Origin of the sequence: Gordonia phosphorivorans (genome assembly GCF_042432625.1) — a bacterium.
Lineage (GTDB): Bacteria > Actinomycetota > Actinomycetes > Mycobacteriales > Mycobacteriaceae > Gordonia > Gordonia phosphorivorans.
Genome location: NZ_JBHLWV010000022.1, coordinates 39,250 through 50,532, shown reverse-complemented (window position 1 = coordinate 50,532; position 11,283 = coordinate 39,250). Strand labels below are relative to the sequence as shown.

Here is an 11,283-nt window from a genome sequence, read left to right as displayed (position 1 = left end):
GACCTGCGGGGCGACGATGGTCGGCATAGGGTGGAGCCAGCGGTACCGTCGGTCCCCGGTAGTGGCCGGAGAGGAAGAGGGAGACATGGAAGAGATCACCGTCCTGGACGAGGAACAGTGCTGGAACCTGTTGTCCGAGAGCGTGATGGGTCGCTTGGCGCTGAGCGTGGCCGGTGAACCCGAGATCTTCCCGATCAACGCTTACGCCCACGACGGCAAGATCCTGTTCCGCACCGGCGAGGGCACCAAGCTGACCGAGGTCGCGGTGAACACTCGAGTGGCCTTCGAGACCGACGGCTTCACCAGCAAGATCGGCTGGAGCGTCGTCGCCAAGGGGCGCGCCCGCATCCTGACCGGCACCCAGGAGATCATGGACGCCGATCAGCTGCCGCTGAAGCCGTGGGTGCCCACCCTGAAGATGAACTACGTCGAGATCGACGTGGAGGAGATCAGCGGCCGCCGGTTCCGGTTCGGCCCGGAGCCGGATCGCTACCCGGTCTGATCGGCTGGCAGGCGGGACAGAAGTAGATCACGCGCTCGTGCGCCGATCCGCGCGGATCGGCGCCGACCCGATCGCGCCGGATCTCGCTGCCGCAGCGTCGGCACGGGCGGTGGTCGCGGCCGTAGACCCACAGCTCACGGCCGCGGCGGCGGTCGCCGGTGGTGCAGCGGACCGGGGTCAGGGCGTTGGCGGTCAGCAGGCGGTGCGCGTCGGCGACGACCGCACCCAGATCGACGTATCGCACCGGCATCAGCGGGTGGACACCGGCCAGGAAGCACAGTTCGCTGCGGTAGATGTTGCCGATTCCGGCCAGGTTGCGCTGATCCAGCAGGGCCGCACCCACCGGCCGGTCGCCGTCGGCCGCGAGATCGGCGACGGCGCGGTCCGCGTCCCAGCCGGGGCCGAGTAGATCGGGTCCGAGGTGGGCGACGGCCGCCGCCGGATCGCGACACAGCTCCAGGATTCCCAGGTCGAATCCGACGGCCTCGACGTCGTCGGCCCGCAGCACGACGCGGGCGGTGAATCCTGGCTTGCGCCACTTCTCGCCGTGGCGGTAGAGGTGCCACGCGCCGTCCATCATCAGGTGCGAGTGGATCGACAGCGTGCGGCCGCCGGCCTCGGAGACGTCGATGAACAGGTGCTTTCCGACCGACCGCACCCCGTCGACGGTGGCGCCGGTCAGGTCGGTGGTGGCCCACTTCGGAACGCGGAAGTCGCTGCCGGACAGTGTCTTTCCCGCGAGTGCCGCGTGCAGTCGATGCGCGGCGCGATAGACCGTGTCGCCCTCAGGCATGGCGCGGGTCGTAGTTCATGCGCAGCCCGCGCGGCGTGGTGGCGAAACCCTGCTCGGACAGAATCGTGCCCAACGGGGTGCGCAGCGCGGGTTCGGCGTCGATCTGGTCGATGTGGATCCGCGGCAGACGTCCCCGGCGGACCGCGTCGGCCAGAGCCGCGGCGGCGGCCTCCCACTGCTCGGTGCCGTCGGTGAAGGTCAGTATCCGCTTGCCGCCGCGTTCGATGAACAGGGTGAGCTCGCCGTCGACCAGCACGACCAGGGCGCCGGGCTTGCGCCCGGGACGATGCCCGGTGGTGGCGGGCCACGCCAGGGCCGCGCCGTACGGGTTGGCCGGGTCGGTGGCGGCGAGCAGGTGGGCGGTGAGCCGCTGCTCGCGGGGCACCGATGCGGCCGCGCGGAGGGTGTCGACGGTGTGGCCGGCGGCGAACTGCGCGCCGCCCAGGCCGTCGATGAAGTAGCCGCGCCGCGCCTGACCGGAATCCTCGAAGACGCTGAGCGCCTTGTAGATCCGCGCGAAGCCGCCCGGCACCTCCTCGGTGGTGACCGCGCCCTTGGTGACCACGCCGTAGCGGTCGAGGAGGATCTCGCAGGTGGCCGCGGCCGCTGCGGTGGGATCGAGCGCGGCCCGTTCCAGGGTGACCCAGCGGCCGCCGACGAGCGGCGGCACCGGCGACCCCTCGGCGCCGGCGAGGTAGCGGCTGGACAGTCGTGCGGCGCGCAGCCGCGGGGGCCGGGCGCCGCCGCGCACCCGGTGCGACGGCGCTGAGGACTGGCTGCCCGAACGGGACCGGCCGGGGGTGAGCAGCGTCCGCAGCGGAGCGAACGAGTCGTTGGCGACGTGCCCGGACCAGACCAGATCCCACAGCGCGGTGTGCCGGAGGTTCTCGTCGCCGACGGCCAGGCCGGCCTCGTCGAGCGCCGTGGACAACTGCCCGTAGCGCAGGGCGCCGCCGTCGACGGCGGCGAGGATGCCGCGGTGCAGATCGGTGAGCTCCAGGTCGTCGGCGGGCCGCAGGGTCAGCGGCGCGGACTCGGCCGGGTGCAGGCTCACCCAGCCGTCCGAACCGCCGATCCGGCCGTGCCCGGACCAGATCACCTCGCCGGCGGAGAGCAGCTCGTCGAGCAGGGCCGGGCGATAGTCCTGCACGCGCGCCGGCAGGACCAGCGACTCCCAGGCCGACGCGGGAACCGGTTGCCCGGCAAGCTGTTCGATCACCGAGAGCACCCCGTGCGCCCCGCGCAGCCGGGGGTCGCGGCCGGTCGACAGCGGCGCACCCACGTGCTGCCAGTCGAGCAGGAAGCGCGCATAGGTGTCGGTGCTGACCGGCTGCACCTCGGCGCGGCCGGCGGCCAGGGACCCGCGCCGCAGCTGACCGAGCACCTCGCTGTGACACCACTGCGACCGCTCGGCATCCTCGCGGGGCACGAACTCGCCCTCGATCACGGCGCGGCGACCGGCCAGCGCGGTCAGGGCGCCGCGCACCACGGCCACCCCCATCCCCAGCTCGCGGGCCGCCTCGTCGGCGGTGAACGGTCCGTGGGTGCGCGCGTACCGGTGCACCAGGTCGCCGACCGGATCGGCGCTGGCCTCCAGGTAGGCGGCGGGCACGCCCAGCGGCGGCGGGATGCCGAGGCCGTCGCGCAACTTGGCGACGTCGTCGGTCGCGGCGAAATGCCCGAGGCCGCGCATCACGACGGCGACGATGCGACCGGCGTCCACCTCGTCGGCGAGCACCGCATCCAGATCGGCGGCACCGGAATACCGTTCGCCGATCTGCTCGCGGGTGAGCGGCCCCAGCCAGCGCAGCAGGTCGGTCACGTCCTGCCCGTCGCGGGCCCGGCGCTCTTCGGCGGTGCGCTGCAGGCGCGCGACGGTGTCGGCGATGACGGCCGGGTCGAGGAGCTCGCGCAGATCCACCCGGCCGAGCAGCTGGGCCAGCAGGGCGGTGTCGAGGGTGAGGGCGGTGGCGCGCCGTTCGGCCAGCGGCGCATCGTCGTCGTACATGAACGAGCCGGTGTAGCCCAACAGCATCGCGGCCGCGAACGGCGACGGGCTGGGGGTCTCCACCTCCAGCAGGCGGATGCGACGGCCGCGGATCCGGGTGAGCACGTCCAGGAGGGCGGGCAGGTCGTAAACGTCCTCCAGGCACTCGCGGACGGTCTCCAGGATGATCGGGAAGTCGGGGAACTTCGCGGCCACCGCCAGCAGTTGCGCGGCGCGTTGGCGCTGCTGCCACAGTGGCGCGCGCTTGCCGGGATTGCGGCGCGGCAGCAGGAGGGCGCGGGCCGCGCACTCGCGGAACCGCGCGGCGAACATCGACGAGTCGGCGAGCGCGCGGGTGGCGATGTCTTCGATCTCGTCGGGGTCCACGTCGAAGACGGCGGCGCCCGGCGGCTCGTCGTCGGTGTCGGGCAGGCGCACGATGATGCCGTCGTCGGTGGCCGTGGTGGCGCCGTCGAGGCCCAGGTCGGCGGACAGTCGGGTGGCGATCGCACTGGCCCACGGCGCGTGCACCCGCAGCCCGTACGGGGAGTGCAGGATCAGCCGCCAGTCGCCGAGCTCGTCGCGGAAGCGCTCCACCACCAGGGTCCGGTCGGTGGGCAGCGTGCCGGTGGCGGCGCGCTGGTCGTCGATCAGCGCGGCGAGGTTGGTGCGGGCGTTGGCCGACAGTCCGATCCGCGTGGCGTGGGCGTCGAGTTCGGCCTCGTCGGCCACCGCCCCGACGAAGCGGCCCATGGCGGCGCCGAGCTCGGCCGGGCGGCCCACGGCGTCGCCGATCCAGAACGGGAGTCGGCCGGGCTGCCCGAAGGCCGGGACCACGCGCACCTGGTCGGGCGTGATCTCGACGATGCGCCAACTGCTGGTGCCGAGGGCGAAGACGTCGCCGACCCGCGACTCGTAGACCATCTCCTCGTCGAGCTCGCCCACCCGGCGGGCGGAGTCCTCACCCGCCAGGAAGACGCCGAACATGCCGCGGTCGGGGATGGTGCCGCCGGAGGTGACCGCGAGCGACAGCGTGCCGCGACGCGCGGTGAGAGTGCCGGTGGCGCGGTCGTAGTCCACGCGCGCGGCGAGCCCGGCGAACTCGTCGGACGGGTAGCGGCCGGAGATCAGGTCCAGGACGGCGTCGTAGACGTCGCGGGTCAGTTCACGGTACGGCGCCGCCCGGCGCACCGTGTCGTACCACTGGTCCACTTGCACGTCGTCGACGGCGGCGGCCGCGACGGTCTGCTGGGCCAGGATGTCGAGCGGATTGCGGGGCACGCGGAGCTGTTCGATCTCGCCGTCGAGCATGCGGGCGACGGTGACCGCGCAGCCGATCAGGTCGGTCCGATGCTTGGGGTAGACCACGCCCTTGCTGATCTCGCCGACCTGGTGCCCGGCGCGTCCGATGCGCTGCAGCCCGGAGGCCACCGAGGGCGGGGTCTCCACCTGGATCACCAGGTCCACCGCGCCCATGTCGATGCCCAGCTCCAGGGAGCTGGTGGCGACCACGGCGCGCAGGCGGCCCGACTTGAGGCTGTCCTCGATGTCGGCGCGCTGCTCCTTGCTCACCGAGCCGTGGTGCGCGCGCGCCAGTACGGGCGGCGCCCCCGCGGTGGTGACGGCACCGGTGATGGTGGCCGGTGCGCCGCCGGGGACCGCCGGGTTCCGTCGGTCGCCGTCGACGTCCAGGCCCGCCCGTTCGGCGGCGATCTCGTTGAGACGTGCGGTGAGTCGTTCGGCCAGGCGACGGGAGTTGGCGAAGACGATGGTGGAGCGGTGGCGCTCGATCTCGTCGACGATGGCGGCCTCCACGAACGGCCACAGCGAGCCGGCGGTCGGGGAGAAGGCGTCGTCGAGGTCGCCGTCGCCGGGCGGGACGGGCAGGTTCGTCATGTCCTCGACGGGCACGTCCACGCGCAGATCGAAGGTCTTGGCCGCCGGCGGCGCCACGACGGTGCAGGAGGCGGCGCCGGAGAGGAAGCCTGCCACCACCGCCGGGGGGCGGACGGTGGCCGAGAGGCCGATGCGTTGGGCGCGGTCGCCGGTCAGCGCGTCGAGGCGTTCCAGGGACAGCGCCAGGTGGCTGCCGCGTTTGGTGCCGGCCAGGGCATGGATCTCGTCGACGATCACCGTCGTGACGGTGCGCAGACTCTCCCGGGCCCGGGAGGTGAGCATCAGGTACAGCGACTCGGGCGTGGTGATGAGGATGTCCGGCGGGTGGGCGGCCAGCGTGCGGCGCGCGGCGGCGGGAGTGTCGCCGGAGCGGACCCCGACGGTGACCGCGGGGACCGGCAGGTCCAGGCTCGCGGCCGCGTGGCCGATACCGACCAGTGGTGCGGACAGGTTGCGTTCGACGTCGACCGCGAGGGCCTTGAGCGGCGAGATGTACAGGACCCGGACGCCCGCGGCGCGCTGGTCCGTCGGCGGCTGCGCGGCCAGCCGGTCGATGGCCCAGAGGAACGCGGCCAGGGTCTTGCCCGATCCGGTCGGGGCGATCACCAGGGTGTCCTGGCCCTTCGCGATGGACCGCCAGGCGCCGCTCTGGGCGGCGGTGGGCGCGCCGAAGGCACCGGTGAACCAGCGGCGGGTGGCGGGACCGAAGTCCGCCAGTAGCTCCGCGTCGTCGGCCATGGTCCCATTCAACCGCACGGGTCCGACACCGGTCGGGCGGTCAGCGGGCGAGGGCGGCGTTGACGGTGTCCAGCAGGGCGGCGTAGCGCCCGGCTTCGGGGTGCCCGCTCGGTTTTCCGGTGGAGATCACCGCGGCGGCCAGGTCCCGCTCCGGGTCGGCCCACATCGCGATCTGGGTGAGGCCGGTGTGCCCGAACGCGGCCGGTGCGTCGCGGCCGAACGGCCCGAAGCGTCGGGAGCCGAGCATGTACCCGGTGCCCCAGCGCAGCGGGACGCCGCCGGTCGCCACGTCCGGGCGCAGTCGACGGCGCGGTCGGGTCGCTGCGCGCAGCGTCGACGGCCACAGCACCCGCACACCGTCGAGTTCGCCGCCGTCGAGCAGGAGCTGGGCGAAGCGGGACAGTTCGTGGGCGGTGGACACGGCGTTGGAGGAGGGCACCACGCCGGTGAGGAAGGGCGCCTTGTTGGCCATCGGGACGATCTGGGCCATCGAGCCGCCGATCACCCTGGTGAACGCGGCGTCCACGGCGGCCGAGTTCGGCGGTCCGGTCACGTAGCTGGGCGCGACCCGCGCGACGTCGTCGGTCGACACCCCGAAGTTGGTCCAGCGAAATCCCAAGGGCGCCAAGATCTCCGCGTCCAGGATGTCGCGGATGCTCGAACCGGTGGCGGCGGCGACGATCTCGCGCACCAGCGGCCCCCAGGTGAGGGCGTGATAGAAGTGCACCGCGCCCGGCGGGTAGATCGGCCGCAGGTCGGCCAGCATGGCCCGGGTGTATTCGCTGTCCTCGCTGCGGCGCAGATCCGGTCGCGGGCCGGTGGGGATCGGCACGCCCGCGCGGTGCGTCAGCACATGATCGACCGTGGTGCGTCCCTTGCCGTGTGCGCGATAGCCGGGCAGCAGATCGTCGACGCGGGTGTCAAGGCGCAGGTCGCCGCGCTCGATCAGCAGGTGCAGCACCGTCGCCGCCATCGCCTTGGCCGCGGAGAACACGCAGACCGGGGTGTCGGTGCGCAGCGGCACCTTGATCGCCGACGGCTCGTCATCGGGTCCGTTGCCGCGGGCATGGCCGATGGCCCGGTCGAGGATCACCTCGCCGCGACGACGCACGCACACCGCGATCCCCGGCTGCGTTCCGGCCTGATACCAGTGCCGGGCCGCGGCCCAGATCCGTTCGGCGCCTTGCCGATCGGCCGACGACCCGGCCTCGTCCCCGATGTCGGTGAGCGCGTCGAGACGGTCGGGGTCGAGGCTGTCCGGGGCATGGACGCGGCCCGGCCACTCCTGGTCTATCGCCTTCACCGTGTTCACGCTACTGTCAGAACCTAAGTAGAACGTGTTCTAGCCCGGAGGTCTGAGTTGTTCGAGTGGTCTGAAGAAGATCTGATGGTGCGCGATGCCGTGCGCGCGTTCATCGAGAAGGAGGTGCGCCCGCACATCGACGAGCTCGAGACCGGTGTGCTGCCTCCGTTCGACATCACCCGCAAGATGCTGGCCGCCTTCGGGATGGACACCATGGCGGCGGAGAACCTGGAGAAGGAACTCGCCGCCGAGGAGGCCGGGGAGAAGAAGTCCAGCGGCGGCTCCACGACGCTGGCCAATCCGATGTTCATGATCTTGAACATGGAGATGGCCGGGGTGGCGCTGGGCCTGATCGGCTCGATGGGCGTGTCGATGGGTCTGACCGTCTCGACCATCCGCAGCCGCGGCACCCTGGCGCAGAAGCGCCGCTGGCTGCCCGGTCTGGTCACCATGGAGAAGATCGGCGCGTGGGCCATCACCGAGCCCGACAGCGGCTCGGATGCGCTCGGCGGCATGAAGACCACCGTGCGCCGCGACGGCGAGGACTACATCCTCAAGGGCAATAAGACCTTCATCACCAACGGTCCGTACGCCGACACCATCGTCGTCTTCGCCAAGCTCGACGAGGGCGACGGCACCCCGATGCGCGAGCGCAAGGTGCTGACCTTTGTGCTCGACACCGGCATGGAGGGCCTCACCCAGGGCCCGGCGTTCAAGAAGATGGGCATGATGAGCTCGCCCACCGGTGAGCTGTTCTTCGACAACGTGCGGCTGTCCAAGGACCGCCTGCTGGGCGAGACCGAGGACACCGGCTCGGACAAGCGTGGCGGCGACAGCGCCAAGGCGGGCTTCACCGCCGAGCGCATCGGCATCGCGGCACTGAGCCTGGGCATCATCAACGAGTGCCTGCGCTTGTCGCTGGACTACGCCAAGACCCGCACCCTGTGGGGCAGCGAGATCGCCAAGTTCCAGCTGATCCAGTTGAAGCTGGCCGAGATGGAGATCGCCCGACTGAACGTGCAGAACATGCTGTTCACCGCGATCGAGGCGTCGCAGGCCGGCAAGCCGCCGACCCTGGCGCAGGCGTCGGCGATGAAGCTGTACTCCTCGCGCGCGGCCACCGAGGTGGCGATGGAGGCCGTGCAGCTGTTCGGCGGCAACGGCTACATGGCCGAGTACCGCGTCGAGCAGCTGGCGCGCGATGCGAAGTCGCTGATGATCTACGCCGGCTCCAACGAGATCCAGGTGACCCACGTCGCCAAGGGCCTGCTCAACGGCTGACGCGAGCGCCGAGTCGTCGTTCCCGATTGACGACTCCGCTCCCGATTGACGACTCCGTTCCCGCGCACCTGCAGAAGGTGCGCGGGAACGGATTCGTCAATCGGGAATCCGGGCCGGTGCCGGAGGCAGGAGGCCGGCGCGGGACATCCGCCGGGTGAGGCGGGGGATCATCGCGCCCGCTTCGAGGTCGGGCCAGTCCCACCGGACCACCTCGAAGCCGAGATCGCGCAGGGCGTTCTCGCGTGCCTTCTCCCGCAGGACGACGTCGGCCGCGGACTCGCCCTCGCGCAGGTGCTCGCGATACTTGGCGGCGCCGTCGAATTCGCCGACGAGAACGTCGTCCCAGTTGAAGTCGGTGTAGGCCTCGCCGAGATCGTCGTCCAGGGTGAGTCGCCGCTGCAGCATCGGCAGCGGCAGACCGGCCTGGATCATCTGTGCCCGGCTCCACGACTCGCCGGGGTTGGCGGCGCGGCCGTCGGCCAGGGTCAGGGCGTGCCGTGCGCGGGCGATCGCGCGCCGACGGCGTGCGCCCAGTGCCGCCGTCAGCTCGTCGCGGGTCACCCCGATCCGGAGCGCGGAGTCGAAGACGGTCAGGGCCTGTGCGAAGGACCCGGTGACCGCGACGTCGACCGCCGTGCGCGCCACGCCGGTCAGTGCCACACCCGCGCGGCGCACGCAGGTGCCGTCGAGCGGCGCGGCGTGGACGTGCCGCAGGCGTTCCACCCGTCCGCCCTCGCCGAAGCCATTGGTCACGTGGACGCGCGTCCGGTCGGGCGCGAGGAGTTCCAGGCCGAGTACCGCCGCGGCCGATTGGTGGCTGAGGACCACGGTGTTGCCGGGTGCGGTCGCCGTCGCCAGACATCGCAGTCGATAGAGGTCGGCCTGCCGGGTCTGGGCCGGGACCCGATCGGCGGCGACGTAGACACCGCGCACGACGCGCAGCAGCACGCCGTCGGCGAGGAGCCCGGTCAGTTCCTCGTCGGTGTGCCCGGTGTCGAGGGCGCGGCTGCGGCGGATGAGGCCGTGGTCGTCGTGTGGCAGTTCCATGCTCTTTGGACGCACGCGAGGGGTCCTCCGGTTCCCCCTCCGCGCCCTGCTGTGGAACCCTCGTCCCCGTCATCCACAGGCGCCCCGGCCTTCCCGATTGACGATTCCGCTCCCGCGGCGGTTCAGAAGGTGCGCGGGAGCGGAATGGTCAATCGGGAACGGAGTGGTCAATCGGGAAGGGGCGGTCAGGGGGTGAGCGCGACCGGGTGCTCCTTGCCGCGGCGTCCACCGGAGAGCTCGACGGCCGCGTCGAACTCGGCGTCGACCTGCTCGACGTCGTCGCGGCGGGTCAGCAGGCTCACCACGACGATCGCGATCAGGCCGGCGAGGAAGCCGGGGATGATCTCGTAGAGGTGCTCGTGCAGCGAGGTCTGCCCCCACACGAAGGCCACGACGGCGCCGGTGACGATGCCGGCCAGCGCCCCGGCGGTGGTGAGTCGACGCCAGTACAGCGACATGATGACCACCGGACCGAAGGCGGAGCCGAAGCCCGCCCAGGCGAAGGCCACCAGCGCCAAGATGCTGCTGGACGGGGAGAGCGCCAGGAGCATCGCGATCACCGCGACCGCGAGCACGCCGAGGCGGCCCAGGCGCACATAGGTGGCCGGTGCCAGCTCGCGCCACCCGGCCTTGACCGCGACCAGTTTGTACAGGTCCTCCACCAGGGCCGACGAGCAGACGATCAGCTGCGAGGAGATGGTCGACATGATGGCGGCCAGCACCGCCGCCAGCACCAGGCCCGCGATGAACGGGTGGAACAGGACCTGCGAGAGCGCCAGGAAGACCGTCTCGGCCTTGTTGTCGGCCTCCAGCGCCACACCGTAGTAGGCGATGCCGACCAGGGCGGTGCCCACCGCGCCGAGGCCGCACAGCACCATCCAGCCGATGCCGATGCGACGGGCCACCGGCGCATCCGACGGGGATCGCAGCGCCATGAACCGCACGATGATGTGCGGCTGACCGAAGTACCCGAGGCCCCACGCCGCCGCCGAGATGATCGCCAGCGCGCTGCCTCCGGAGATCATCGACAGGCGGTCGGCGTCGACGGTGTTGATGGCGTCGACGGTCGCGCCGACGCCGCCGAGTTCGATGACACCGATGATCGGCACCGCCAGCAGGGCGATCACCACCAGCACGCCCTGGGCGACGTCGGTGAGGGAGGCGCCCAGGAATCCGCCGAACAGGGTGTACAGCATGGTGACACCGGCGACGATCAGCATGCCGGCCACGTAGTCGACCTCGAACGAGGCCTCGAAGAACTTGCCGGAGGCCACCATGCCGCTGGAGACGTAGAAGGTGAAGAACACCAGGATGATCACGCCGCAGGTGATCCGCACCGCGTGCGTGCGGTCGTGCAGGCGTTTACCGAGGAAGCTGGGGATGGTGATGGCGTCGTCGGCCACCTCGGTGTACGCCCGCAGTCGCGGTGCCACGAACTTCCAGTTCAGCCACGCGCCGATGATCAACCCGATGAAGATCCACGACTCGACCAGACCGTTGAGATAGATGGCTCCGGGCAGCCCCATCAGCAGCCACCCGGACATGTCCGAGGCGCCCGCCGACAGCGCCGCCACCCACGGCTTGAGGCCGCGGTCGGCCAGCATGTAGCTGTCCAACTCGTTCTTGGTCTTGCGGTAGGCGTAGTAGCCGATGCCGAGCATGGCGGCGAAATAGACCATCACCGCCGCCAACTGCCAGCCGAATCCGTCCGAAGCCACCGACATCGGCTCTCCCTA

General features: G+C 71.4%; 7 protein-coding genes. 2 read left to right on the top strand and 5 right to left on the bottom strand.

Annotated features, from left to right (window positions below):
* Positions 1 to 85: 85 nt before the first annotated feature.
* Positions 86 to 502, top strand: coding sequence for a pyridoxamine 5'-phosphate oxidase family protein (locus tag ACFFJD_RS12795; protein WP_382364721.1), 417 nt, complete (start codon positions 86 to 88; stop codon positions 500 to 502).
* Here the strand turns inward: ACFFJD_RS12795 and ACFFJD_RS12790 are convergent.
* The 3 genes from ACFFJD_RS12790 to ACFFJD_RS12780 are packed head-to-tail and all read right to left on the bottom strand — an operon-like array spanning position 450 to position 7,219.
* The gene (locus ACFFJD_RS12790) at positions 450 to 1,295 is read right to left on the bottom strand and encodes a DNA-formamidopyrimidine glycosylase family protein (RefSeq protein ID WP_382364719.1); all 846 of its coding nucleotides are present in this window, start codon (positions 1,293 to 1,295) and stop codon (positions 450 to 452) included. The genes ACFFJD_RS12795 and ACFFJD_RS12790 overlap by 53 nt on opposite strands.
* Positions 1,288 to 5,916: an ATP-dependent helicase gene (locus ACFFJD_RS12785; RefSeq protein ID WP_382364717.1), complete on the bottom strand. Its 4,629-nt coding sequence runs from the start codon at positions 5,914 to 5,916 to the stop codon at positions 1,288 to 1,290. The genes ACFFJD_RS12790 and ACFFJD_RS12785 overlap by 8 nt, the downstream gene beginning before the upstream one ends.
* Before the next feature lie 40 nt (positions 5,917 to 5,956).
* Complete coding sequence (locus ACFFJD_RS12780; protein WP_382364715.1) at positions 5,957 to 7,219, bottom strand: serine hydrolase; 1,263 nt, start codon at positions 7,217 to 7,219, stop codon at positions 5,957 to 5,959.
* A 57-nt stretch (positions 7,220 to 7,276) separates the two neighbouring features.
* Between ACFFJD_RS12780 and ACFFJD_RS12775 the strand changes: the two genes are divergently transcribed.
* Positions 7,277 to 8,500 (top strand): acyl-CoA dehydrogenase family protein, encoded by a 1,224-nt coding sequence (locus ACFFJD_RS12775; RefSeq protein ID WP_382364713.1) that lies wholly within the window; start codon positions 7,277 to 7,279, stop codon positions 8,498 to 8,500.
* A 96-nt stretch (positions 8,501 to 8,596) separates the two neighbouring features.
* Here the strand turns inward: ACFFJD_RS12775 and ACFFJD_RS12770 are convergent, their stop codons facing one another.
* Both ACFFJD_RS12770 and putP read right to left on the bottom strand, forming a co-directional pair.
* Positions 8,597 to 9,547 (bottom strand): type IV toxin-antitoxin system AbiEi family antitoxin, encoded by a 951-nt coding sequence (locus ACFFJD_RS12770; RefSeq protein WP_382364711.1) that lies wholly within the window; start codon positions 9,545 to 9,547, stop codon positions 8,597 to 8,599.
* A 185-nt stretch (positions 9,548 to 9,732) separates the two neighbouring features.
* Positions 9,733 to 11,271 carry a sodium/proline symporter PutP gene (gene putP / locus ACFFJD_RS12765; RefSeq protein WP_382364709.1) on the bottom strand — a complete coding sequence of 513 codons (1,539 nt, stop codon included), beginning with the start codon at positions 11,269 to 11,271 and terminating at the stop codon, positions 9,733 to 9,735.
* Between the last annotated feature and the right edge of the window lie 12 nt (positions 11,272 to 11,283).